The sequence below is a fragment of the Pseudomonas sp. NFX98 genome (assembly GCF_047784845.1).
Taxonomy (GTDB): Bacteria; Pseudomonadota; Gammaproteobacteria; order Pseudomonadales; family Pseudomonadaceae; genus Aquipseudomonas.
Genome location: NZ_JBLNNF010000013.1, coordinates 132,714 through 157,669, shown reverse-complemented (window position 1 = coordinate 157,669; position 24,956 = coordinate 132,714). Strand labels below are relative to the sequence as shown.

At 56.9% G+C, this 24,956-nt stretch carries 23 protein-coding genes and 1 pseudogene; 8 read left to right on the top strand and 16 right to left on the bottom strand.

The annotated features are described in order from the left end of the window. Positions 1 to 12 precede the first annotated feature (12 nt). From ACM110_RS18635 to ACM110_RS18625, 3 genes are all read right to left on the bottom strand, one after another. Positions 13 to 1,086, bottom strand: coding sequence for a glycosyltransferase (locus ACM110_RS18635; RefSeq protein ID WP_338585669.1), 1,074 nt, complete (start codon positions 1,084 to 1,086; stop codon positions 13 to 15). Between the two features lie 104 nt (positions 1,087 to 1,190). Continuing rightward, positions 1,191 to 3,419, bottom strand: a complete 2,229-nt coding sequence (locus tag ACM110_RS18630) for a polysaccharide biosynthesis tyrosine autokinase (RefSeq protein WP_416128915.1) — start codon at positions 3,417 to 3,419, stop codon at positions 1,191 to 1,193. 44 nt (positions 3,420 to 3,463) lie between these two features. Further along, positions 3,464 to 3,904: a low molecular weight protein-tyrosine-phosphatase gene (locus ACM110_RS18625; protein ID WP_338585667.1), complete on the bottom strand. Its 441-nt coding sequence runs from the start codon at positions 3,902 to 3,904 to the stop codon at positions 3,464 to 3,466. Positions 3,905 to 4,229: 325 nt separating this feature from the next. Here ACM110_RS18625 and ACM110_RS18620 point away from each other — a divergent pair, with 325 nt between their 5' ends. Beyond that, a complete protein-coding gene (locus ACM110_RS18620; RefSeq protein WP_416128914.1) occupies positions 4,230 to 5,201 on the top strand; it encodes a glycosyl hydrolase family 5 in 972 nt (323 codons plus the stop codon). A 4-nt stretch (positions 5,202 to 5,205) separates the two neighbouring features. Here ACM110_RS18620 and ACM110_RS18615 read toward each other — a convergent pair whose 3' ends face one another. After that, positions 5,206 to 5,604: a hypothetical protein gene (locus ACM110_RS18615; protein WP_416128913.1), complete on the bottom strand. Its 399-nt coding sequence runs from the start codon at positions 5,602 to 5,604 to the stop codon at positions 5,206 to 5,208. Between the two features lie 383 nt (positions 5,605 to 5,987). On the opposite strand from ACM110_RS18615, the gene tal reads away from it, so the two are divergent. Next, the gene (tal, locus tag ACM110_RS18610) at positions 5,988 to 6,914 is read left to right on the top strand and encodes a transaldolase (protein WP_416128912.1); all 927 of its coding nucleotides are present in this window, start codon (positions 5,988 to 5,990) and stop codon (positions 6,912 to 6,914) included. A 73-nt stretch (positions 6,915 to 6,987) separates the two neighbouring features. Here tal and rssC read toward each other — a convergent pair whose 3' ends face one another. The 3 genes from rssC to ACM110_RS18595 form a co-directional block, all read right to left on the bottom strand. Beyond that, on the bottom strand, positions 6,988 to 7,470 hold the full coding sequence (rssC, locus tag ACM110_RS18605) for an anti-sigma factor antagonist RssC (RefSeq protein WP_416128911.1): 483 nt from the start codon (positions 7,468 to 7,470) through the stop codon (positions 6,988 to 6,990). Beyond that, entirely contained in the window at positions 7,470 to 8,651 is a 1,182-nt protein-coding gene (gene rssB / locus ACM110_RS18600; protein ID WP_047531309.1) for a two-component system response regulator RssB, read from the bottom strand. Before rssB ends, rssC begins: the two co-directional genes overlap by 1 nt. Positions 8,652 to 8,981: 330 nt before the next feature. Then, on the bottom strand, positions 8,982 to 9,671 hold the full coding sequence (locus tag ACM110_RS18595) for a VacJ family lipoprotein (protein WP_338585663.1): 690 nt from the start codon (positions 9,669 to 9,671) through the stop codon (positions 8,982 to 8,984). Positions 9,672 to 9,870: 199 nt separating this feature from the next. Here ACM110_RS18595 and ACM110_RS18590 point away from each other — a divergent pair, with 199 nt between their 5' ends. Together ACM110_RS18590 and ACM110_RS18585 are read left to right on the top strand one after the other, a co-directional pair. After that, positions 9,871 to 10,491, top strand: coding sequence for an HAD family phosphatase (locus tag ACM110_RS18590; protein ID WP_416128910.1), 621 nt, complete (start codon positions 9,871 to 9,873; stop codon positions 10,489 to 10,491). 124 nt (positions 10,492 to 10,615) lie between these two features. After that, positions 10,616 to 10,879, top strand: a complete 264-nt coding sequence (locus ACM110_RS18585) for a DUF4404 family protein (protein ID WP_338585659.1) — start codon at positions 10,616 to 10,618, stop codon at positions 10,877 to 10,879. A gap of 105 nt (positions 10,880 to 10,984) precedes the next feature. Here the strand turns inward: ACM110_RS18585 and queF are convergent, their stop codons facing one another. Together queF and ACM110_RS18575 are read right to left on the bottom strand one after the other, a co-directional pair. After that, positions 10,985 to 11,815: an NADPH-dependent 7-cyano-7-deazaguanine reductase QueF gene (gene queF / locus ACM110_RS18580; RefSeq protein ID WP_416128909.1), complete on the bottom strand. Its 831-nt coding sequence runs from the start codon at positions 11,813 to 11,815 to the stop codon at positions 10,985 to 10,987. 61 nt (positions 11,816 to 11,876) lie between these two features. After that, positions 11,877 to 12,425: a plastocyanin/azurin family copper-binding protein gene (locus tag ACM110_RS18575; protein ID WP_416128908.1), complete on the bottom strand. Its 549-nt coding sequence runs from the start codon at positions 12,423 to 12,425 to the stop codon at positions 11,877 to 11,879. A 156-nt stretch (positions 12,426 to 12,581) separates the two neighbouring features. Between ACM110_RS18575 and ACM110_RS18570 the strand changes: the two genes are divergently transcribed. Both ACM110_RS18570 and ACM110_RS18565 read left to right on the top strand, forming a co-directional pair. Beyond that, on the top strand, positions 12,582 to 13,262 hold the full coding sequence (locus ACM110_RS18570) for a heavy metal response regulator transcription factor (protein WP_416128907.1): 681 nt from the start codon (positions 12,582 to 12,584) through the stop codon (positions 13,260 to 13,262). Continuing rightward, a complete protein-coding gene (locus tag ACM110_RS18565) occupies positions 13,262 to 14,611 on the top strand; it encodes a heavy metal sensor histidine kinase (protein ID WP_416128906.1) in 1,350 nt (449 codons plus the stop codon). The genes ACM110_RS18570 and ACM110_RS18565 overlap by 1 nt, the downstream gene beginning before the upstream one ends. Positions 14,612 to 14,734: 123 nt before the next feature. Here ACM110_RS18565 and ACM110_RS18560 read toward each other — a convergent pair whose 3' ends face one another. The 3 genes from ACM110_RS18560 to ACM110_RS18550 form a co-directional block, all read right to left on the bottom strand. Continuing rightward, complete coding sequence (locus tag ACM110_RS18560) at positions 14,735 to 15,979, bottom strand: lipoprotein-releasing ABC transporter permease subunit (protein WP_416128905.1); 1,245 nt, start codon at positions 15,977 to 15,979, stop codon at positions 14,735 to 14,737. A gap of 66 nt (positions 15,980 to 16,045) precedes the next feature. After that, the gene (lolD, locus tag ACM110_RS18555; RefSeq protein WP_416128904.1) at positions 16,046 to 16,729 is read right to left on the bottom strand and encodes a lipoprotein-releasing ABC transporter ATP-binding protein LolD; all 684 of its coding nucleotides are present in this window, start codon (positions 16,727 to 16,729) and stop codon (positions 16,046 to 16,048) included. Between the two features lie 7 nt (positions 16,730 to 16,736). Beyond that, positions 16,737 to 17,987 (bottom strand): lipoprotein-releasing ABC transporter permease subunit, encoded by a 1,251-nt coding sequence (locus ACM110_RS18550; protein WP_416128903.1) that lies wholly within the window; start codon positions 17,985 to 17,987, stop codon positions 16,737 to 16,739. A gap of 94 nt (positions 17,988 to 18,081) precedes the next feature. Here ACM110_RS18550 and ACM110_RS18545 point away from each other — a divergent pair, with 94 nt between their 5' ends. Next, positions 18,082 to 18,663: a PilZ domain-containing protein gene (locus ACM110_RS18545; RefSeq protein ID WP_338585649.1), complete on the top strand. Its 582-nt coding sequence runs from the start codon at positions 18,082 to 18,084 to the stop codon at positions 18,661 to 18,663. A gap of 14 nt (positions 18,664 to 18,677) precedes the next feature. Then, positions 18,678 to 19,400, top strand: a complete 723-nt coding sequence (locus ACM110_RS18540) for a glycerophosphodiester phosphodiesterase (RefSeq protein ID WP_416128902.1) — start codon at positions 18,678 to 18,680, stop codon at positions 19,398 to 19,400. 42 nt (positions 19,401 to 19,442) lie between these two features. On the opposite strand, the gene sthA is transcribed toward ACM110_RS18540, so the two are convergent. The 4 genes and pseudogenes from sthA to ACM110_RS18520 all read right to left on the bottom strand — a co-directional run bounded on the left by sthA (position 19,443) and on the right by ACM110_RS18520 (position 24,947). Then, on the bottom strand, positions 19,443 to 20,837 hold the full coding sequence (sthA, locus tag ACM110_RS18535) for a Si-specific NAD(P)(+) transhydrogenase (protein ID WP_338585647.1): 1,395 nt from the start codon (positions 20,835 to 20,837) through the stop codon (positions 19,443 to 19,445). A gap of 207 nt (positions 20,838 to 21,044) precedes the next feature. After that, positions 21,045 to 22,025 (bottom strand): FAD:protein FMN transferase, encoded by a 981-nt coding sequence (locus tag ACM110_RS18530; RefSeq protein WP_416128971.1) that lies wholly within the window; start codon positions 22,023 to 22,025, stop codon positions 21,045 to 21,047. Positions 22,026 to 22,269: 244 nt separating this feature from the next. After that, a pseudogene (locus tag ACM110_RS18525) lies at positions 22,270 to 23,022 on the bottom strand (group II intron maturase-specific domain-containing protein); the annotation flags it as partial. A 461-nt stretch (positions 23,023 to 23,483) separates the two neighbouring features. Further along, a complete protein-coding gene (locus tag ACM110_RS18520; protein ID WP_338585645.1) occupies positions 23,484 to 24,947 on the bottom strand; it encodes a glyceraldehyde-3-phosphate dehydrogenase in 1,464 nt (487 codons plus the stop codon). Positions 24,948 to 24,956: the final 9 nt, after the last annotated feature.

Genomic DNA, 24,956 nt, shown 5'->3' with positions numbered 1-24,956 from the left:
TACTTAACAAGTTCAAACAGAATACGCGTCATAGGTTTGCCGAATCATCAACGTTGCGCTAAAGCGTTCGCGCACCTTATTGCGGCTTTCGGTACCGAGTTCCAACAACCTTTGTTTCCTGAGACTCAGTAATATGCTGGCAAGCGCCTGATAGTCACCCGTCGAAAACAGGTAGCCGGTGATGTCGTTCGTCACCAATTCGGGAAGCGATGTGCAGTCACTGGCAATCACCGGCACGCCCATGGCCATCCCTTCGAGGGGAACCATGGCAAAACCCTCCCAACGACTTGGAACAATCAGGGCATCCGCCGTTTTGTACAATTCGTTTACTTCAGCGGGAGTCACCCAAGGCAAGTACTCCACGGCGTCTATATCGGGGCATTCGACGGAGTCATCATTGACCGCACTACCGACGACAGTGAGTTTCAAGTCAGTTCGCTCGACTTCAGTGAAAGCCTTCAGCAACACATCGAAGCCCTTCTGGTAGTCCAGTCGCCCCACAAACAGGAGCTGAATATTCGCTCCCTCACTTGATGTGGCTTCATCACTTTTGTAATGAATGCCGTTGTAGATCAGCTTCATACGGTGACGATCGATGCCAAATGACGCTGCTTTATCCAGCTCGTACTGACTGACACAAATAATGACATCCGTCACTTTCTGCAAAAGCCGTTCAACCAGCGAATACACTTTCTGCTTGACTGGAGAACCTTCCATCAAGAAAGAAAAAGCGTGCGGGCAGTACACAATTTTCGGTGACCGCCAAGGGCGCATGACCAGGCAGACGCACCGGCCAATGACACCGGAAAAGGTGCTGTGCAGATGCACGACATCCGGTTTTTCCTTGAAGATCACACGGGTCAGTTGCCAGGCAAACCGCAACAGGGACATCACATCCCTTTTTTTTCTTGAGAAGGTTCTGATGTTTTCTTCATTAATGCCGTGCAGTTCTTTCTTCTGGTCGAGCGGAACCAGATAAACTAACTCGTACTGCGAAGCGTCATCTTGAGGGGATCTCGATATCGTACGAATGACCGTTGCAACGCCACCTTTAATGGTTTCCGCCACGTGTAGTATTTTTTTCATAATCCACCTTTTCCATGAACTTAGTCGCAGGCAAAACAGCGCTGAGAGCGGGCAGTTATCGCTAACCCACTCTCAATCAAACTGACTGGCAAATAGAGCTCACATCAGGACTTGTCAGAGGCGTACTCATAGTTGTAATAGGCATAACTGCCATTACCGTAGTAGCTGGCCGCCCGCTTTTCGACACCATTAAAAATAGCGCCCTTCAACTCGATACCGTTCTGCGCAAACCGACGAATTGTCAATTCGATCTCTTTGGCGGGGTTCACACCAAAGCGAGTCACTATCAAATTAATGGCAGCTTCACGCCCAACGATTGCAGCATCTGTAACTGCCAGGAGCGGTGGCGTATCGATGATGACTACATCGTAGAGTTTACTCAGCTCTGCCAAGAGCTCTCTGAAGTTGGCATGCATCAACAGTTCTGATGGATTAGGCGGTACCTGTCCACGGCTGATGAAATGCAGGTTATCAACCTCGAGCTTATTGATTGCCTGCTCAATACTGCAGCGCTTGGTTAGAAGATCTGATAAACCGTTGCTGATTGGAGTAGCGAGGGACTTGTGCAGATGACCTTTGCGCATATCGGCATCGATCAATACAACCCGCTGCCCGCTTTGAGCAATGACTGCGGCCAGGTTAGAGGAAACAAACGTCTTGCCCACTTGCGGGCTAGGACCGGAAATCATGATCCGGTTATTGGTCGCATCCAGCCCCGCAAAATGCAAACAGGTGCGCAAGCTGCGTATCGATTCGATGGACAGGTCAGTGGGATTACGCTGCGCCAGCAGGAAAGCCTGACTGTTGACGCCATTGGCCAACCGAAGCTTTTTACTGTCTTCTTCCTGCTGCAGGACGCTGTATGGAATGGAGGCATAGACGGGCAGCCCGAGTTTCTCGATAGCGTCCGGCCCTTCGATACCCCGACCCAACGATTTACGCACCAACACCAAGGCAACACCGACAAATCCACCCAGGAGAGTTGCAGCAAGAATGATCAAGGCTTTGCGTGGTTTTACCGGCGAGGTAATGTCGACATCGGCCGTATCGATCAATCGTGCATTGCCCACCGCCCCTGCCCTGACGATGTCCAGCTCCTGGGATTTATTCAGCAGTTGGGTATATATCTGCGTCGCCACTTCCACATCACGAGTGAGGTTCAGAAGCTCCTGTTGTGTTGCAGGAAGATCCTGGACCTTCTTCTCCAAACCGTGGCGCTGTTTGTTCAAATCCCCCAGCTGGGCCATCAAGGCGCGGTAGGCCGGATGCTCTCGGGTGAACTTGCGATCCAGGTCCGCTTGTTGCAGTTTCAAATCGGAAATACGCGTATCCAAAACCACCATCTGCTCAAGAACAGACTTGGTTTCGAGTGAGATATTTACTGTGTTGCCGTGGGTTTGATAGCTGTTCAGCGCATTGCTGGCTTTGGCCAGATCCTCTTTGACTTGAGGCAGCTGTGCCTGCAGGAAATCCAGACTCTGGGCCGCCTCGGCAGACGTGCGTTGCACGTTCTGCTCTACATAAAGCGACGAGATTTTGTTCAGAATCTTTACCGCCAGGGCGTAGTCAGTGCTGGCCAGCGCCAGGCTGATAATGCCCGACTCCTTGCCTTGCTCGGACACTTCAAGAATGTCCTGGTAATTCTGGATGGTGACAATTCGTGGATTGCGAACGACTTCGAACTTGGCGCCAGGATTAGCGTCCATGTGCGCGACAAGCACCTCGACCCCGTTCTCTACGACGGTAGCGCCTGCGGTGCCATCGGCCAACAAAGCGCCATCGTCATCGTAGAGCTGGAAGCGGTTCTGCTCTCCGGCAATCAGGGTCAATTTTTCGCCCAACAGTTCATCAGGCAGTTTGAGCTTTTCGATTTCAAGACGCTCGCCACCCCAGGCAAAACTGTTCATGCCGAAGAGCGGAGGCGAAACACTTTGCGCAGGGGTACTTTTATAGCGCCGGGCAATAAAACCACCCACGATGGGAAAGGTCTTGGGCGTTGTCACAATATCCAGGCGCAGATCATCGACGGTTTTACCAATGACCGCACGGGACTTGATGATTCCAATCTCGGTCGCCGCCGGGGATTGCCCACCGAGCATGCTGCTGATATCCGAGAAGCCCAACATGTCGTTCTTTTTCGGCTCGACCTGTACCAGGGCGTTTGCCAGATACACGGGTGACGACAATATCGAGTAGGCGGCACCGGTCACCATGAATGCTCCGGTAATGGCACCTATTAACCACTTATGATCAATCAATGTGCCAAGCAAACCAAGAAGATCAATTTCGTCTCTATCTTTATCTCGGTCGCTGACTACTGACGGTAACTGCATAAGTTATATTCTTTACCATTAATGCTAATCTGAAAAATCATCCATTAACGTCCGAGGCGCTGCGCCCATGCGCAAACCGCATCTTCAATCAATGCATGGGCATGGACAAAAGCAGCTTTTCCTTGACGATACGGGTCCTTTATTTCGCGTTCACTCTGCCACTTCCCCAGAAGAAACACTTTACCTCTCGCGTGCGATGCGATACCTAGCACGTCTTTTACATGCTTGTTCTCCATCACCAGAATGAGGTCTGACTCATCGATAATGTCTGGAGTAATCTGCCGCGCTTTAAAACCGTCAACAACGACTTCCTTCTCTTCAAGAACGCGCCGAGCGTCGGGCTCCATAGGCTCGCCCACCCGCGCGGCCAGACCTGCGGAACTCACTACGATATCTGAAGATTCCAGCGCGTCGCGAAGCAACAGTTCGGCAGTAGGGCTTCGACAAATGTTGCCAACGCAAACAATAAGAATATTTCTGAACAAGGCTACTCTTCCCGTGCTGTGTCGATTCGGCCAATGTATTTCGGGGACATGAGTGAACCGACAGAATCGGTCCCGCATTCAGAGATGGCTCAATATTGCCAATGCTGGTGCATTAAATACCACGACATATAAAAAACGCCCAAAGAGAATATCTGGACCAAAAATAACCAGAACGCCCCAAAAGCCAAAAACCCGACAAAAAATAACATTGAAGAACTTTTACTTTTAGCCGCAATCAATCAGTGATATGGGGAACCGAACAGCAAACAGCCTCCTACCACCCCATATAAAAGAGAAGCTTATATATTTGCCAGGAGAGTCAGACATGAAATGGACAAAATCCAGATTGCTCGCAACCTCAAGCTTTGTCTTGCTCAACGCAGTTTGCACTGCCTTCGCCAGTGAAACCTTTCCCGCACTTACACAAGACAACAAAACGATCGGCATTCAAGTAAAGATTCAAAATTTCACCACGTCCGACGCTCAACAGATCAAGGCCGCCGGCTTCGCGTTTGTGCGCCTTGATGTATGGTCCAACAGCCTGGGAAGCACTGCATATCAAACCCAGCTAAAAAATGCCTTTACCGCTGCAAGCTCCGCGAATTTGCCGGTGCTGATGACGGTTCGCTCGTTAAAAGCATTGACCAGCAACACCACCGACGGCAGCCACGACCTAACGACCGCAGGAGAATTGTTCGCCCAGTCAGTCATTGATTTGGAGAAAACCTATCACTCTCAGCTTTTGGCTATTGAAATCTGGAACGAACCGGACTTGCCGACCTACTGGCCAACCGGCAACTTCGAGACCACCTTTGTTCCTTTCATGAGCGCAGTCTGTACCTCATTGAATAAACGCGCCGCCTCAACCCCGGTCATCGGTTTCGGGTTCGCAAAGGCACCAACCAAAGACTCCAAGAGCACGATTGCCCTGACCAGGATTCTCACTGACCACCCAAAATGCCTGAACGCGATTTCATATCACCCCTATGGAATGTCGACCACAGAAATCAGCCGCACCCAGACTTTCATATTGGACACTTTCAAGTTACCGGGTGTCGCTTCCGAGTGGGGAGTGCCGTCAGTCAGCGGCACCGGAGGAACAGCCGGCCAAGCATCAAAAATCACAAATTTCATTACAGAGATTAAAAAGCTGAACGTACCGTTGTTTTCAATCTACGAATGGAAAAACAATGACTCAGGGAGTAACGATGGAGAGAGAAATTTTGGTTTGGTAACGTCGGATGGTAAACCCAAGCCTGCTGCAATTGCCGTACAAGCGATATTGAACCCCCAGTAACCAATCAAATTTCCGCTGACGGGCCGCTGACTTTGTTAGTGGCCTGCGTATAACTCGCCTCATCCATGGCCAATGCTGCCTCCACCAAGGCTTCCAATAATACCGTTTGCGCCTCAAGGCGCTGATCTTGCTTGAAGTTACGCGAGTCGTTCATTTGCCTGATCAACACATGGGTAACATGGAGGGGCGTGTTACATCCCACACGTTTTAGCCAGACGGGAATCTTCCTTGCGGCCTTGACTTGGCCCATTCCAAGTATTCCAGCCATATTGTCCGGATGATTGCATCTCGAAACAGCCATCAGCTGCTCAAAAACCTCAGTCAGTTTCTTTAAGGTATAACCAAGAACGAGATCATCGAAGGTCTCCACAATGCCAGCCACCCGCTTACCCTGTGAAGTCATAACCCCATCCAGTACAAATACATATCAGCTTCACATTACATGGCATTTGAACCTGACTATTTGACATATTTTAACGTTATAACTTGCATCGACTGAGTGCGTTGATTAATGCCACTACGCATGCCCCAATATCGCCTGGAACGGCAAATGGCGTTGAGTCACCGACTTGACCCATGTGAGAGAAAGTTGCCGCAGCGGCGTCACCGGTCATTTGCTTTGAACCTGCGCGCCGTTTTGGCATCGTATTTACCGGTACTGCGCCCCCACCATTCAAACAACCGTTTTCAGGTTGTCGCCATCGGGGCCATTGATACACGTACGCGCCCTTGAGTGGCTGTCAGCGCTCGGGTAATGTCATCAGACCCATAGGACAGAGCACGCCCATGACTTCCAAGCTGGAACAACTCAAACAAATGACCACCGTGGTTGCCGACACCGGCGACTTCGAAGCGATCGCTCGCGTTAAACCGGTAGACGCAACCACCAACCCTTCACTGCTGCTCAAGGCTGCGGCCATTCCTGCGTATGCCGAGCTGCTGAACGCTTGCGTCAGAGATTGCAAGGGCGATGTCGGCCTGGCCAGTGACCGCTTTGGCGTTGCGGTTGGGCAAGAGATCCTTAAAGTGATCCCGGGGCGTATTTCCACTGAAGTGGATGCGCGCCTGTCGTTCGACACCGACGCCGTGCTCAAGCGTGCGCATCGTCTGATTGAGCTGTACGAAAAGGCCGGTATTGGCCGCGACCGCGTACTGATCAAGATCGCCTCCACCTGGGAAGGCATCCGCGCGGCCGAGATCCTCGAGAAGGAAGGCATCCAGACCAACCTGACCCTGCTGTTCTCCTTCGCTCAGGCAGCCGCCTGCGCTGACGCCGGGGTGTTCCTGATTTCGCCGTTCGTGGGCCGTATCTATGACTGGCACAAGAAAGCCACCGGCAACGAGTACACCGGTGCGGACGATCCTGGTGTGCAGTCGGTGACGCGCATCTACAACTACTACAAGGCCAACGATTACAAAACCGTGGTGATGGGCGCGAGCTTCCGCAACCTGAGCCAGATCGAGCAACTGGCCGGTTGCGACCGCTTGACCATCAGCCCGGACCTGATCGACAAGCTGGCGGCAGATACCGGCAAACTGGAGCGCAAACTGGCACCCGGTCACGCCGGTGAAGCGCGCCTGAACCTCAATGAAGCGCAGTTCCGCTGGCTGTCCAACGAGGACGCCATGGCGACCGAGAAACTGGCTGAAGGTATTCGCCAGTTCGCTCGCGACCAGGAGAAGCTGGAGGCGTTGCTGCAGGCCAAGCTGTAACGGCTGACAGGCAAACGCAAAAAGGGCGAACCCTCACAGGTTCGCCCTTTTTTATGCGCGCTTGCTTATGGTGTCAGTGCCGCTCCAGCGCATTCACCAGATCATGGAAAGCTTCACGATTGGAGTCGTTCAGGCCCATGAGGATCTTGTGCGCTTCAAGCACCTTGATCCGCACCACTTCTTCGGACTGGTCCTGGTCTGGCAGGTCGTCCAGGCATTCCGGGCATGGCACAGGCTTGTCAACGATGTTGAATACCTGCTCGAAGCCCATGGATTGCAACAGACGGGTAATGTCTTCGTGGGTGGTGACGACCGTCGGCAGCAAGCCGACTTTCTGCCGCGACAGGATCGACAGTTTGGCCAGCAGCCCAAGGGTGGTGCTGTCGATGCTGCGGGTTTCGGTCAAATCGATCACGATCGTGTTGAAATTCATCGCGGTGAAGATTTTCTCAATAGTCGCATCCAACGCCGAACACAGGGTCAGGCGAACTTCACCGACGAATTTCAGGACGAAGGTGCCGTCCTGCTCGGCGAACTGGATTCTACCGGTACTCATTAAAGATTCCTGCTCAACACCAACAGGGCGATATCATCCGGCATCTCCCCTAGCGTGGCCAATCCAAAAACCTGCCGCAGACCATCCAGGCTGCCGCCCGCTGCCTTGACCCGTTGGGGCAACGCAGCTTCTTTTTCTTTGAGTGTGGGTTCTGGCAAAAGGTCCAGAATGCCATCAGACATCAGCGTCAGGCTGAACGTCGGAGGCAACTCCAGCACGTGGTCTTCGTAGGTGGCTTCATTGAAGAGGCCCACCGGCAAGCCACGCCCTTCCAGATAACGAACACTGTCGGGTGTGTACAACACAGGCAACGGCAAATGACCACCGATGCTATAGGTCAACAAACCTGTCTCCTCGTCGATGACTCCACCGACCATTGTGACGTGTTTACCCAGCTTACAACTGATCAGGCCCCGGTTGATATGACCAAGAACCTCTGAAGGCTTGAATTCCGGCAATGTGCCGCTGCGCTTGGACTCGAACAGCAGGCGCGTGGTCATGAACTTCAGCAGCACGGTGACGAAGGCTGAAGAGGCGCCATGACCGGAAACGTCCGCGAGATAGAACGCGACACGACGCTCATCGACCCGGAAGTAGTCGACAAAATCACCCGACAGGTACAGCGACGGGATGATCTGGTGAGCGAACTTGAACTCGTCGATGGTCCAAGGGCTGACCGGCAGCATGTTCATCTGCACCTGGCGACCGGCATTCTGGTCTTCCTGGAGCAGGTTCAGGCTGGCGGCGAGTTCGCGGTTGGCCTTTTCCAGCTTCTCGCGGTAGCGCTGATTTTCCAGCAGCAGGCGCGCGCGATCCAGGGCCCGACGCACAGAGTGCTCAAGCACAGCCAGATCTTCGAGAGGCTTGATCAGGTAATCCGCCGCGCCCAGGCGCAAAGCCTCGACCGCGTCGTTCATCACACCGGCACCCGACACCACGATCACTGGGGTTTGCGGTGACAGTTCGGTGACCTGGCGAATGAGTTCGAGCCCGCCCATCTGCGGCATGCGCAGATCGCAGATGACCAAGTCGGGCTTGTCTTGCTCGAATACCTGAAGACCCTGCTGACCATTGCTGGCCTGCAAGACGCTGAAACCACTGTCTTCCAAATAGGCGGCGAGGCTCGCGCGCACTACTTCGTCATCATCGATTATCAGCAGCGTGGCACTGGTTTTTGGCATGTGGGCAAACGGCGCCAGAATTAGGTTGGCGTAGCGGCTCGGGATTTTGGCCCGGCTCACACTACTGGATTCGCTTTCTAGCCTCTCTGTCGCACTGTTATCGAGCACTTGCCCTACACACAGGTTCACCAGAGGTGCCCTTCTAAGGCGCAGACGGTACTCCCATCCGCGAGGCGTTTCAAGCTCACGCCGATGGTCGCTTGACATCCACTTGTGTCAAATCACCGGGAGTTATAAGAACAGCCAAAACCGAAACTCAAAGTAAGGACGTTCGCGGTCGAAAAATGCAGAAGGCGGCACAATGGCCGCCTTCTTTTTTACCGGTAGAAATCAGAAATCGTCTTCGACCTGGCCGTCTTTCACCTTGAATTCACGGTTCTGCAAGTACGCATTACGGATGAAGGTGTACTTGTCGCCAGTGATCAATTTCTCGGAGGACAGCAGGTTCGCCCGGGTATCGACAATGTTCAGGCCGAAGACCGAATTGCGCACCGGCACATCATTGATATAGCGATACGGGCCGGTGTAGCTGTCGACGAGTTTCGAAGGTGCATCACGCAAGGTGCTTGGGCCGAGCAGCGGCAGCATCACATATGGACCGCTGCCTACGCCCCAATAACCGAGGGTCTGGCCGAAGTCTTCGTCGTTGCGTTGCAGGCCCATTTTGGTGCCGACGTCGAAGAAACCCAGCAGGCCGAAGGTGGTGTTGAAGATCAAGCGTGCAGTGTCGACACCAGCCGCTGCCGGTTTGGCCTGCAGGATATCGTTGGCAAGGTTGGTCACATCGCCGACGTTGCGGAACATGTTGTGGATGCCATCTTCAAGGAACTGCGGCGTCACGAACTGGTAGCCCTGGGCCAAAGGCTTCAGAGCATAGGTATCGAGCACGTCGTTGAATTTATAGATCGGGCGGTTGATGCTTTCCCAAGGGTCATCTTCCGACGCTGCCTGGGCAACGAACGGAACCAGCATCGCGCTGGCGCACACACAAAACTGAGCTAGATGATTGCTCCAGCGCATAGAAGAACTCCTTGGACTGACCGTCGCCGAGCGCTGGGCTCGACGCAAAGACCGCTAGTATAAGACGGAAACGCCACTTTAGGCAGCATCGCAGCCGGGCGTCTGCGGGTAGTTCCTGTCGATTGTGAGCGATTCACATCCATGTCACTCAACTGTCACCGACGGACCTTAGCCTTGAGGCTATTTCAGGGACGTTGACATGCCGCACGCCGAAACCAAGCCTCAAACCGCGCCGAACCTGACTGCCGTGCTATTCGGCCTCAGTGGTTGCCTGGTGGATTTCGGCGCTCACACGCGTCTGAACAGCGGCCATTTGGCCGAACACGCCGAGGCAACCCCCGGCGCGCTCGACAGCCTGCGCAGCTTGCAGCGCCAGCAAATACCTTGCGCCTGGCTCGATGAACTGCCCCCTGCCCTCAGCCAATCCCTGGCAATCGCCCTGCCGGAATGGGTCAAACCTCCGCAACACCTTGCAACAATCAAACCTTGGCCGGCGCCCAATGCGTGCTGGCAGGCATTGATGGAGCTGAACGTCGAACGACTCGATGGTTGCGTGCTGGTCAGCGGTGAACCACGCCTGCTTCAATCAGGGCTCAATGCCGGTCTGTGGACCATCGGCCTGGCATCCTGCGGCTCGCTTTGCGGACTTTCGCCCATGCAATGGCAGGCATTGTCGCCGCAGGAACGGGACATCAAGCGAGGGAAGGCAACGATGCAATTGTTTGGTCTCGGTGTGCATTCGGTGATCGATCATCTTGGTGAGCTCGACACCTGCCTGGCGGATATCAGCCTGCGTCGACTCAAGGGCGAAAAGCCCTGATCGCGGCCTAACACCTATGAAGCATGCAGGTTATGCGGGAGTGGATTAATCTAAAGGTCAGCCATAGACCTTTGGCCTGACGCTGCGGTCTATGCCAGTGCCAATCGAGAGAAGGAAGAACGCCATGCCTGCCCGCGAACTGCAAGAACAGCTCAATGCCCTGCGCGAGCAATTGGAACAGAATCCTCCGCTGACTGAAGTCGAGCGCGAAGACCTGCGTACTCTGATGCAACAGATCGAACTGGAGCTTGAGCTCGAAACCAAAACCCAAGACTCCAGCATTGCCGACAACGTAAACCTAGCCGTCGAACGCTTCGAACTCGAACACCCTACCCTCGCCGGCACCCTGCGCAATATCGGGCAAGCCCTGGTCAACATGGGGATCTGAACTCACAAAACCTTGTAGGAGCGAGCTTGCTCGCGATGAAGTGTCAGCTAACTTGATGTCGACTGACACACCATCGCTAGCAGGCTAGCTCCCACAGATAGAGGGTTACTGACGGACCAGACGATGGTTCGGCAGTTGCACCTCTTCCGTGCTGCGATACGGATTGATATCCAACCCGCCACGTCGCACATAGCGCGCATAAACCGTCAGTTTCTCCGGCTTCAGCAACCGTTGCAGATCGAGGAAAATCCGCTCCACGCACTGTTCATGAAAGTCCGAGTGCTGGCGGAAGCTGACGATGTACTCCAGCAGACTGGCGTGATCCAGCGCCGCGCCACGGTACTCCACCACCACGCTGCCCCAGTCAGGCTGACTGGTCACCGGGCAATTGGACTTGAGCAAGTGGCTGTGCACGCTCTCTTCGACAATGCGCGAATCATCGCAACGCAGCAGTTCCGGACGCGGATGTTCGTAGTTGCTGACGCTGATATCCAGTTCATCGATGCACACACCCGGCAACGCAACGACGCCTTCTGCCTCGACCTCTTTCAGGCTTCGCACGCGCACGCCGACCGTTTTGCCGGCAGCAGCCGACAGGTCTTTGACCAGCGTCGCTTCCAGAGTGGCGGTATCGGCAAACGGCGTCTGGTTCAGGGAGTTGAGGTACAGCTTGAACGACTTAGACTCGATGATGTTCGGCGAATCCGCCGGGATGCTGAATTCGCCGATCGCCACCACTGGTTTGCCCGACGGCAACAGCCACGACAGTTCGAAGCAGTTCCAGAAATCCACACCCTTGTACGGCAGGGTTTGCGCCGTCAGGCCCAGCTCGGCCCACTTCGCGGTGCGCGGGATCGGGAACAGCAGGGACGGTGTGTAAGTGGCGATGTATTCGCTGGATTTGCCCAGCGGCGAGTGTTCGGCTGCGGGATGCATGGCGGAAACCTGACTGAAGAATCAGCGGATTCTATCAGCCTTTGCTCGCGCCTTTGAGTGCTTACTGACTGACAGTCAATTTGCCGACCATGCCGGCCTGGTAATGGCCGGGAATGTTACAAGCAAATTCCAGGTTGGTAGCCTTGCTGAAAGTCCAGGTCAGTTCGGCGGTTTTGCCCGGTTCCACCAGCACGCTGTTGGGGTCGTCGTGCTTCATGCCGCTCTTCATGTCGTGTCCCATGGCACCGTGATCCATACCGGCCATGCTGCCGTGGTCCATTTCCTTCACGCCTGTAGGCGTCAGCATGCCGCTTTGCTGCATCTGCAACATTTCCTGTTGATGTTTAGCGTGCATCGCCGCATCACCGAGGTTGAATTCGTGCAGCAACTGACCTTTATTCACCAGGACGAAGCGCACGGTTTCCCCAGCCTTGATGTCGATGGCCTTGGGCGTGAACGTCATGTCGCCCATCACCACTTCAACGCTGCGGCTCGCCTTGGACGCCGGGGCCGGCTGACCGAAGTCATAGGTATGCGCCGGTGACGCCCATACCGGCGAACTCAATGCCAGCACACAGGTGACCAGCAGCACAGATTTGCGCAAAAACATTGTCGTACTCCAACAAAATAAGGTTCAGCCTGTGGAAAACTCTAAACTTCCACCGCTGCCCGCAACCTGACAGCCAGATTACAACTTTGTCAGGTTGACCTGCATTACCGTCGCCCGCGGTATAAAGCGTTGGTTCCATTTAGCCCTGAGTTGCCCATGAAACTGCTGATCGTCGAAGACCAACCGAAAACCGGCCACTACCTGCGCCAAGGCCTGGCCGAGGCCGGTTTCAATACCGAACTGGTGGCCGATGGCAGCACCGGCCAGCAAATGGCGTTGAGTGGTGAGTACGCGCTGCTGATTCTCGATGTGATGCTACCCGGTCGCGATGGCTGGCAGATTCTGCAAGCGGTGCGCAGCGCGGGCCTGGACACGCCGGTGCTGTTTCTCACCGCTCGCGACGCTGTGGAGGATCGGGTTCACGGCCTCGAACTCGGCGCCGACGATTATCTGGTCAAGCCTTTCGCTTTCTCCGAATTGCTGGCCCGGGTGCGCAGCCTGTTGCGCCGTGGCAGCAGCGCAACCCAGGACACCAGCCTGCAACTGGCCGATCTGCGCCTGGACCTGATCCGTCGCCGAGTGGAACGTGGCGGCCAGCGCATCGACCTGACAGCCAAGGAATTTGCCCTGCTGGAAATGCTTCTGCGTCGCCAGGGCGAGGTCCTGCCCAAATCGTTGATCGCCTCCCAGGTCTGGGACATGAATTTCGACAGCGACACCAATGTCATCGAAGTCGCGATCCGTCGATTGCGCCTGAAGATCGACGATGAGTTCCCCAACAAACTGATCCACACCGTGCGCGGCATGGGTTACGTGCTTGAAGAGCGTCCTGCCTGATGCGCCGATTGTCCTTGAGCAACCGTCTGGCACTACTGTTTGCGGCGTGCACCGCCGTTGTATCGCTGTTTGCCGGAGTGTTGTTCAGCCGCGCCAGCGAGACGCACTTCATTGAGCTCGATCAGCAATTGCTGGATGGCAAGCTGATTGGCTTGCGCCGCGCGCTACACGACATTCAATCGAGTGACAGCGAAATCAAACTGGCCGATGAGTTGAGCCGGCAAGCAGATCTCTCGTTGCGGATCACAGGAAGCGATGGCAAGCGTTGGTACGACAGCTCGGCGAGCCTGCCCGACAATCTCCCGCAACAACCGGGCCTGTCGACCCTAAACGACGACGGCACCGACTACCGTGTACTCAATGCGCCGCTATTCGTCGACAAACCCGACTCCCCGCAACTGACGCTTTTGCTGGACATCACCCATCACCAGCATTTCCTGCAACGCATGCAGCACTTGATCTGGCTAACCGTTGGCCTGTCTGCCCTGGCCACCGCCCTGCTCGGTGCCTGGGCGGCGCGCAGCGGGTTGCGGCCATTGCGGCGCATCAGTGCCGTCGCCAGCGGCGTCTCGGCACAATCGCTCAATGCGCGCCTTCCAGAAGAAAACATGCCGCCGGAACTGGCGGAAATGGCCCACCACTTCAACGCCATGCTCGGACGTCTCGACGACTCATTTCAACGGCTGTCGGCGTTCTCCGCCGACATTGCCCATGAACTGCGCACGCCGCTGTCGAACCTGCTGACCCACACCCAGGTCACCCTCACCCGCCCGCGCGCTCTCGAGGACTATCGAGAAGCGCTGCACAGCAATCTCGAAGAACTGCAATGGATGGCACAACTGGTCAACGACATGTTGTATCTGGCGAAAGCCGACCACGGCCTGTTGACGCCTAAACGCGAAACGCTGGAACTGGCGGATGAGACGGACGTGTTGCTGGAGTTTTTTGCACCGCTGGCGGAGGACGCCGGGGTGAAGCTGAGTCGAGAGGGCAATGCGCAGATCGAGGGTGATCGCAGCATGTTGCGCCGAGCCTTGTCGAATTTACTGGATAACGCGCTACGGTTTACCCCGGCGGAGGGCTATGTGCGCTTGTCCATTCTCGATCAGCCAAAAGGGGTGCGCGTGTCGGTCGAGAACAGTGGCGAGGGCATTTCAGCGGAGTTGTTGCCACGGTTGTTTGACCGATTTTATCGAGCTGATCCGGCGAGGCAGGAAGGTAGCAGTGAACATGCGGGACTGGGGCTGGCGATCACTCAGTCGATCATCCGCGCGCATGGTGGGCAGATTCGTTGCGAATCAGCTGATGGGTGGACCAGGTTTTTGATCGAGTTACCAAAGAAGGATTGAGGCTGGCAGCACTGGCCTCATCGCTGGCAAGCCAGCTCCCACAAATTAAGGGTTGAATCACACCTGTGTGAACAACTCAAAACCCTGTGGGAGCTGGCTTGCCAGCGATAGCGATTTCAGTGGTTACGAATACCGCAACGCGTGAGCCGGTTCGATCTTCGCCGCCCGCCAAGCCGGGTAAACCGTCGCCAGGAAGCTCAAGACAAACCCCGCCGTGCAGATCAACGCGACATCCCCGCCCTGCAATTCAGACGGCAAGTTGCTGACGAAATACACGTCTGAACTGAAGATGTGCTGCCCGGTGACCCGCTCCACCCAGCCGACCATCTCGCTGACGTTCAACGCCGCAATGACACCGAGCACGCCACCAATCAAGGTGCCGACGATCCCGATCACAGTGCCCTGGACCATGAAGATAGCCATGATCTGTCGCGGTGTGGCACCGATGGTGCGCAGGATCGCGATGTCCGCGCCCTTGTCGTTCACCACCATGATCAAGGTCGCGATGATGTTGAACGCCGCCACCGCGACGATCATCAGCAACAGCAGGCCGATCATGGTTTTTTCCATTTTCATCGCGCTGAACAGACTGCCCTGGGTGTGGGTCCAGTCGTCAGCCTTGTAAGCGGCGCCCAGCCCGGTGGCGATGGTGCTCGACACTTGCGGCGCGGCGTACAGATCCTTCACCGCCAGGCGCACGCTCTGTACCTGATTCGGTTCCCAGTGCTGCATCTGCGCGGCGTCGGCAACGTGGATCAGCGCCATGGAACCATCCAGTTCGGCGCCGACCTTGAACACGCCAACCACATTCAAGCGCTGCATGCGCGGGGTAATGCCGCCCGGTGCATTGCTGACTTCCGGCACGATCAGGGTGATCTTGTCGCCGACATTCAAGCGGAAGCGCCGCGCCGTGATCTCGCCGATCACCACGCCAAACTCGCCCGGTTTCAAGGCATCGAGACGCCCCTGGACAATGTGCTTGGCCACGATCGACACCTGGCCTTCCAGCGCAGGATCGACGCCGCTGACCTGGATCGGTTGCATCGTGCCCTTGTAGGACAGCATGCCTTCCATCTCGGTGAACGGCACGGCGGCGGTGACTTCCGGGTTCTTCATGGCGGCCGCTGCAACGGGCTGCCAATCGTCAATCGGATTCACGCCGACGATGGTCGCGTGAGGCACCATGCCGAGGATGCGCGAGCTCATTTCGCGCTGGAAGCCGTTCATCACCGACAGCACCACGATCATCGCCAGCACGCCCAGGGCGAGGCCGATCATCGAGGTCATCGAAATGAAGGAAACAAAGCGATTGCGGCGCTTGGCGCGGGTATAGCGCGTGCCGATAAAGATCGATAACGGTCTGAACATTCGCTGGGGCACCGTATAAAAATAAAAGACCCGACGCACCTTTCAGCCGCGTCGGGTTTCAATCCGTTAGATGGGAGTCAGGCAACCTTCCTGCAAGTGCAGGACGCGGTCCATCTGGCGGGCCAGGTTCAGGTCGTGGGTCACTACCAGGAACGCCGTGCGCATCGAGGTGCTGAGCTCCAGCATCAAGTCCTGAATGCCTTCGGCGGTGTGGGAGTCGAGGTTGCCGGTCGGCTCGTCGAGCATCACCAGGCCAGGATTGTTCACCAGGGCACGGGCGATGGCTACGCGCTGGCGTTCACCACCGGACAATTCGGCTGGTTTGTGTTCCAAGCGATGGCCCAGCCCTACCCGCTCCAGCAACGCCGTGGCACGCTTGCGCGCTTCCGGGATCGCGGTCTTGCCGATCAACAGCGGCATGCAGACGTTTTCCAGGGCGGTGAACTCGGGAAGCAAGTGGTGGAACTGGTACACGAAGCCGAGGGCGCGGTTACGCAACAAACCACGCTTCTTCTCGCTCAGCGCCGAGAGCTCTTCGCCGTCGAGCCAGACGCTGCCTTGGGTCGGCGTATCGAGACCGCCGAGCAAATTGAGCAAGGTACTTTTGCCCGAACCTGATTTGCCGATGATCGCCACGCGCTCACCTGGATGCAGCTCCAGTTGCAGACCGGCCAGAACTTCTACCGACTCAGGACCTTCCTCGTAGGATTTACCGAGGTTGCGGCAGCTCAAGATTGCTTTATCAGTCATGCCCGACTCACTCATAACGTAGCGCCTCCGCAGGCTGGGTGCGCGCGGCACGCCAGGCTGGATACAGGGTGGCGAGGAAACTCAGGACCAACGCCGCAGAACAGACCATCACCACGTCCTGGCTCTGCACTTGCGACGGCAGGTAATCGATGAAGTAAACGTCGGCGTTGAGGAATTTATGCCCGATCAGGCCTTCGAGTGCCGAGATCGCGGCACTGACATTCAACGCGGCGAAGATCCCGACCACAGCGCCGATCGCCGTACCGACCACGCCAATGACCGTGCCTTGCACCATGAACGTGCGCATGATCGTGCCCGGCGTGGCGCCGAGAGTGCGCAGGATCGCGATGTCGCCCTTCTTGTCGTTCACCACCATCACCAGCGTGGAAATGATGTTGAACGCGGCGACCGCAACGATCAGCAGCAACAGCAGGCCGATCATGGCTTTTTCCATGCGGATTGCCTGATACAGATTGCCGTGGGTGCGGGTCCAGTCGCGGGCGTAGTAATGATCTTCACCGAGCTCGCGAGCGATGCTCCACGCGGTGCGCGGTGCCTGGAACAGATCGTCGAATTTCAGGCGGATGCCCTGGACCTGATCCGGTTTCCAGCGATGCAAGCGCGCCAGGTCCTGAAGATTGGTGATGCCCAGGTAGCCGTCGATCTCGCCGGCGCCGACATGGAAGATGCCGACCACGGTGAAGCGTTTCATGCGCGGGAACATCCCGGCCGGGGTCACGGTGACTTCCGGCGCGACGAAGGTCAGCTTGTCGCCGATCGCCGCGCCGAGCTTGGCCGCTGCCTTGTCGCCGATAACGATGCCGAACTCGCCAGGCTTCAGAGCGTCGAGTTTGCCCTGCTGCATGAAGTGATCAATGATCGACACCTGGCGCTCCAGCGCCGGGTCGATGGCATTGAGCAGGACTTTCGAGACTTTGCCGTTGTTGGTCAGCAAACCCTGCATTTGCGTGAACGGCGCCACGGCCGTCACCTGCGGGTTCTGCTTGACCTTGGCGGCCAGGCTTTGCCAATCGCTGATCGACTCGCCGGATTCGATGGTCGCGTGGGGCACCATGCCCAGCACGCGGGTGCGCATCTCATGATCGAAGCCGTTCATGACCGACAGCACTACAATCATCACGACCACGCCAAGGGCGAGCCCAATCATCGAAGTCAGCGAAATGAATGACACAAAATGATTGCGACGCTTTGCACGGGTATAACGCGTGCCGATAAATACGAAGAGAGGTCTGAACATGTCGGGGCTTGTTCGGAGGGAAAAGGAACGTCCTTGTGGCGGGGGTCGATAACCAGCTTTACACTCAGACCACCGCCGCTACCATGGGTTCGCCATGTCGACATTAGATGAAGAAGATCGCCGCGAATACTACCGTATCGAGGACACGATCGCACTGGAAATTCGGCCCCTGTCCGCTCCCGAAGCCGCAGGCCAGGAAGTGTTGCAGGATGCTTCCCCACTCTTCAACCTGCTCAGCGAATTGCACCTGAGCGAATTCGAGTCGCAGCACCTGTTGCGCCAGATCAGCGAACGCGACCGCACGACCGCTGCATTCCTCAAGTCGCAGAACAAGCGCATCGATTTGCTGAGCCAGGTCGTCGCGCTGACGGTACTTGGGCAGATCGGCGAGCCGCAGCCGGTGATCATTTCCGAAGGCGGCATCGACTTTCAGCATCCAACGCCTATCGCCACTGACGCACGCCTTTCGGTCAAACTGGTGCTGATGCCGCAAGCCCTGGGCCTGTTGCTGCGCGCTCGCGTCACCCATTGCGACCGCAAGGGCGATGGCTACGACGTCGGCACCGAGTTCGAACACCTGACCGACGCCCAGCGACAGCTGCTCGCCCGCCACATCTTGCAGAAGCAGGCCCAGGAACGACGCCTGGCCCGCGAACAACTCGAATCCGGCAATTAATTTAAGGAAGAACCGTGACCCTCATCTACGGCCATCGCGGCGCCAAGGGCGAAGCACCGGAAAATACCCTGACCAGTTTTCAGGAATGTCTCAAGCACGGCGTACGCCGTTGCGAACTGGACCTGCACCTGTCCATGGATGGCGAGTTGATGGTCATCCACGACCCGACACTCAAGCGCACTACTGACCGGCGCGGCAAGGTCGTCGAACACACGGCGGCGGATCTGGTGACCTACGACGCGCGCAAGGGTGGCCCGGGCTGGATCAAACCCTGCCCGATTCCGACGCTGGAAGAACTGTTCGAGAAATGCGACTTCGACCACTGGCAACTGGAGGTCAAAAGCGCCTCACGGACCCGCGCTGCAACCACCGTGCTGGCGATCCGCGAAATGGCACAACGGCATGGCCTGCTGGACAAGGTGACCATCACCTCAAGTTCTCGGGAAGTGCTGAAAGCCGCGCTGGACCTGGTGCCAGACGTTTCCCGTGGACTGGTGGCCGAGTACGCCTGGCTCGATCCGTTGAAGGTCGCGGCAAGCTATGGCTGTGAGATTCTGGCGCTGAACTGGACCCTGTGTACGCCGGAACGCCTGCAGAAGGCGCAGCGTCAGGGGCTGCATGTGTCGGTATGGACAGTCAACGAGCCCGCGCTGATGCGCAGACTCGCCGACTTCGGCGTTGACAGCCTGATTACAGACTTTCCCGGTTTGGCCACTGCCACGCTCGAGAATTGCTGAAATCGGTCTCCCCGGCCGGCTCAGGCCACCGGCCGGAGCCGCTCAAAAAAGCCGGTTGAGGCCGTCGTAAGCCGCTACCCGATAGGCTTCGGCCATGGTCGGGTAGTTGAACGTGGTGTTGACGAAGTACTTCAGGGTATTGAGTTCGCCCGGCTGGTTCATGATCGCCTGACCGATGTGCACGATCTCCGACGCCTGATAACCGAAGCAGTGAACGCCCAGCACTTCCAGGGTTTCACGGTGGAACAGGATTTTCAGCATGCCTTGCGGCTCACCGGCGATCTGCGCACGCGCCATGCTCTTGAAGAACGCCTTGCCCACTTCGTACGGCACTTTAGCCTGGGTCAGTTCCTGCTCGTTCTTGCCGATCGAGCTGATCTCCGGAATGGTGTAGATGCCGGTCGGCACGTCATTCACGAAACGCCAGCTGCCATTATCGACGATGCTGCCCGCAGCCGAACGGCCCTGGTCGTGCGCGGCACTGGCCAGGCTTGGCCAGCCGATCACGTCACCGGCGCCGTAAATGTTCTGGATGCCGGTGCGATAGTTTTCGTCGACTTCGATCTGGCCACGGCCATTGACCTTCACGCCGATGTTTTCCAGGCCCAACTGATCGGTGTTGCCGGTACGGCCGTTGCACCAGAGCAAGGCGTCGGCCTTGATCTTCTTGCCGGACTTGAGGTGCAGGATCACGCCGTTGTCCACGCCTTCGACGCGGTCGTAGTCTTCGTTGTGGCGAACTGTGATGTTGTTGTTGCTGAAGTGATAACTCAGCGCCTGGGAAATTTCCGAGTCGAGGAAGCTCAGCAACTGACCACGGTTATCCACCAGTTCAACCAGTACACCCAGACCACTGAAGATCGAGGCGTATTCGCAACCGATTACGCCGGCCCCGTAAACGATGAGTTTGCGCGGGGTGTGGCCAAGGCTGAGGATGGTGTCGCTATCGTAGATACGCGGGTGATGGAAATCGATATCGGCCGGGCGATACGGGCGCGAACCGGTGGCGATGATGATGTGTTTGGCCACCAGTTTTTCGACCACGCCGTTAGCGCAGACCACTTCCACGGTTTGCTCGTCGGCGAAGCTGCCGGTGCCGAAGAACACGTCGACGCGGTTACGGGCATAGTAGCCGGTACGCGAGGCGACTTGTTTGGAGATGACTTTTTCAGCGCTTTTCAGCACGTCCGGGAACGAGAACCAGCGCGGCTCACCAATGGCCCGGAACATCGGGTTGGTGTTGAACTGCATGATCTGCCGGACCGAGTGACGCAGTGCCTTGGACGGGATGGTGCCCAAGTGAGTGCAGTTGCCGCCGACCTGGCGACGGCTATCGACCATCGCCACCTTGCGCCCTGCCTTGGCGGCGTTCATTGCCGCGCCTTCCCCTGCCGGGCCGGAACCCAGCACCACCACGTCGTAGTTGTAGACAGCCATGCGTACTCCTCAGAACAGGCCGTGACGCCATCGGCGCCTGCGGCTAAATCACGCCAATCTGTGGCGTGAAGGAACAATTTGGGGCCAGTGCAGAACCCGGACACAGTCTATAGAAGCGTCAACGCCGCGCACATTAACCCTTGGTCGCGTCGTAGGCTACTTTTGCCTGCGCTACAACGCCAGTTTTCAATGCTCAAATCGCCGAAATCATTCGGTTTTTTTGCCACTGAGACGTTCAAAAGCGTGACTGCTGCGTGTGACGAAACCTGTATCGGCACGAATCACAAAAAATGCGCCGACATCGTGTTTTTCCGCGTAGTCCCAACCGCGCTCAGGGCCGAGAATCAACAACAGCGTCGATAAGCCATCGGCCATCAACGCAGAAGGATGAATTACCGTGACGGACGCCAGCGTGTGTGAGACCGGCGCACCGGTGCGGGCATCGAGGGTGTGGGAATAACGCTGGCCGCCCTGCGAGAAATAATTGCGGTAGTCGCCAGACGTGGAGAGCCCGTAGCCGTCGATGGCGACGATGCGCTCGGCCACTTGTTGATCATCGCGAGGTTCTTCCAGGGCAATGCGCCACGGTGAGCCATCGAGCTTCTTGCCGGACGCCTTGAGTTCGCCAGTCACTTCGACAAGAAAGTTCTGAACTCCGAGCGCATCGAGCTTCGCGGCAATCGTGTCCACCGCGTAGCCGGCAGCAATGCTGTTGAAATCGACTTCGACCGCAGCGTCTTTGCACAACTGATCACCGTTGATGCGCAAATGATCATGACCGACTCGCCGGCGTACCTCGGCAAGTGCTTCCGCCGTCGGGATTTTTTCTTCTCGTGCCTGGGGGCCGAAACCCCAGAGATTGAGTAGCGGCTCTACCGTCAAATCATAGGAGCCTTCGCTTTGCTCTGACAGCTGCTCGCCAACGCGGATCAATTCAAGAACCGGCGCGGGCATTTTCTGACAATGGTTGGCGGGCAATTGGTTGAAGCGTTCGATGTCGGAGTCGCTGCGGTAGGTCGACATTTGCCGGTCAATGTCGGCTAGGATCTGCTCGACCTGAACGCGGACCTCGTCCGACGCCGCAAGGCCGGCATGGCGCACATACTTGATCGAATAAGTGCTGCCCATGGTCGGGCCGCCGAAGCTTTCCAGAGTGTCGCCGTTGCCGCAAGCGGACAACACACCCATCAGCGCCAGAAAAAAAACCTTCCATCCGCTCAAAAAATCTCGCCTCTACTGACACCAAGATAAAAGATCGCAGCCTTCGGCAGCTCCTACAGGATTGCATACCTTTGTAGGTGCTGCCGAAGGCTGCGATCTTTTGATCTTGCCTTTTCAATAACAATCGGCATAGGGGACGGCCTTCATAGGCCGTACCCCTGCCACACCACCCGGCATGCGGGTCCGCACCGGGCGGTTCGAGAGATTGAGGTCATGAGAGTCGTACCAGTCCCAGCCTGTCGAACCACGCCAAATCCAACACTCGATTCAGCTCAAATCGGCTGTTACGCCACCAACTATATGAGTTGGCCGCCACTTTCCGGGCCGAATGGCTGCTGGCTCCCAGCGCCCTCAGTTCGCGGTAGATCGTCGGTCCACGCCTCCATTGCTTAAGCTGGATCGCTCGCAGTCGGTGTCGTATCCATTCATCAAGCTCTCGCCAGATTTTCGGTGTTTGTGACAACCCAAAGTAAGTTTTCCAGCCCAAGAGATAAGGCCGTAGGTTCTCGGCAACTTGCCGCATACTGCGCCCGCCTGAGCGACGGGTGAGTTCGCGTATCCGCTGCTTGAACTGCTTGCGCGCCTTGACCGCCACTGCTCTTTTGACGCCTTGTGGAGATGCCCAGAAGGCGTATCCAAGAAACTTGCGACCAAATGCACTCGCCACCGCACTCTTGCTCTCGTTGACGCTCAAGTGCAGCTTTTCATACAGACGCTTCAGCAAAGCCATTACCCGCTGTCCCGCCCTGCGGCTGCGAACATACACATTCGCATCGTCGGCATAGCGCACGAAGCAATGACCTCGACGTTCAAGCTCCCGATCCACTTCGTCCAGCAGAACATTCGCTAGCAACGGCGACAGCGGGCCGCCTTGTGGCGCCCCGCAGCGGCTTTTCTCGACCGCTCCATTGATCAGCGTTCCCGCATCCAGATAGGCGCGAATCAGCCGGATAACCGCCTGATCCATCTGACTTCCGGTCTTTCGCATCAACATGGCTTATAACGCTTTCTCTCGTTCGGCCCTTCGTCAAAAAAAAAAGACTACTACGGCCTCTGCTGACTTCTCGCTCCGGCTGGCGCCGTCGCCCTTTCAGGCACAAGGCGAGATCTCCCCAGGTAAGACCGCAATCCTTCACCGCACAACCGCCGGATTTACGCAGCCTAATCTTTGACCACAAGAGCTTCGCGATTTTTGGCTCGCTCGCCCTGATCGGCTTCGCCTTGTATCCGGTTCTTGTTCATCGGCTCACGGCTTCGATTCACGCTTCCTCCCCACACTCGGTCACCCTCATGCAGTTGCGCTTCACTTCGTTCGCTGTGGTCAGCTTACGGCGGGACTTTCACCCACAAGATTGCGCCCATGCTGGGCGCACCAAACAAAAACGCCCCGACCAAAGTCGGGGCGTTTTCATGTGCAGCTAAGGCTTAGCGCGGGAATGCTGGCGGGTTTACACCGGCCATGTCTTCCATCACGCGAACCACCTGGCAGCTGTAACCGAACTCGTTGTCGTACCAAACGTACAGAACAACGCGGTTGTCTTGGGTGATGGTCGCTTCAGCGTCCACAACGCCTGCGTGGCGCGAGCCAACGAAGTCGGTGGAAACCACTTCCTGGGAGCTCACATAGTCGATCTGCTTGTGCAGATCCGAGTGCATGGCCATCTGGCGCAGGTACTCGTTGATCTCTTCGCGAGTGGTGGCCTTTTCCAGGTTCAGGTTCAGGATGGCCATCGACACGTTCGGCGTAGGAACACGAATCGCGTTACCGGTCAGCTTGCCCTTGAGCACTGGCAGCGCCTTGGCGGCTGCGGTGGCGGCACCGGTCTCGGTGATTACCATGTTCAGCGGCGCGGCGCGGCCACGACGGCTGCCCTTGTGGAAGTTGTCGATCAGGTTCTGGTCGTTGGTGAACGAGTGAACGGTTTCGACGTGGCCGTTGACGATGCCGTACTTGTCGTTGACTGCCTTGAGCACCGGCACGATGGCGTTGGTGGTGCAGGAAGCCGCCGAGATGATCTTGTCGTCAGGGGTGATGTCGCCATGGTTGATGCCATGCACGATGTTCTTCAGCGCGCCCTTGCCAGGTGCGGTGAGGATCACGCGGGCAGCGCCCGGGCAGGCCAGATGCTGGCCCAGGCCATCGGCGTCACGCCATACACCGGTGTTGTCGACGATCAGAGCGTTTTCGATGCCGTACTGGGTGTAGTCGACTTCAGCCGGGCTCTTGGCGTAGATAACCTGGATCAGGTTGCCGTTGGCGCTGATGGTGTTGTTGGCTTCATCAATGGTGATGGTGCCATCGAACGGACCATGAACCGAGTCACGGCGCAGCAGGCTGGCACGCTTGACCAGGTCGTTCTCGGCGCCCTTGCGGACAACGATGGCGCGCAAACGCAGGCCGTCGCCACCACCGGTTTTCTCGATCAGGATGCGCGCCAGCAGACGGCCGATACGACCGAAGCCGTAGAGGACAACGTCGGTGCCTTTGCGGGCGGAAGCGTTCTGCTGGCCAACCACGTCGGCCAGTTCTTCACGGACGAACTGCTCGGCAGTACGGCCATTGCCTTCGGCCTTGAATTTGGCCGCCAGCTTGCCCAGGTCCACCGAAGCGGCGCCGAGCTTGAGTTCGCTCATCGCCTTGATCAGCGGGAATGTTTCGTGGACGGACAGCTCGCTTTCGTCGGACTGACGGTGACGAGCAAAGCGGTGAGCTTTGAGAATCGCAATGACTGAACGATTGATCAGGCTGCGGCCATAGATCGAGCTCACCACGTTGTTATTGCGGTAGAGCTGACCGATAAGCGGAATCATCGCTTCTGCGAGTGCTTCACGGTCGATCCATTCACCAAGACACTGGTCGGGCTTCTGAGTCACGGGAACCTTCCACATGTAGGGGCA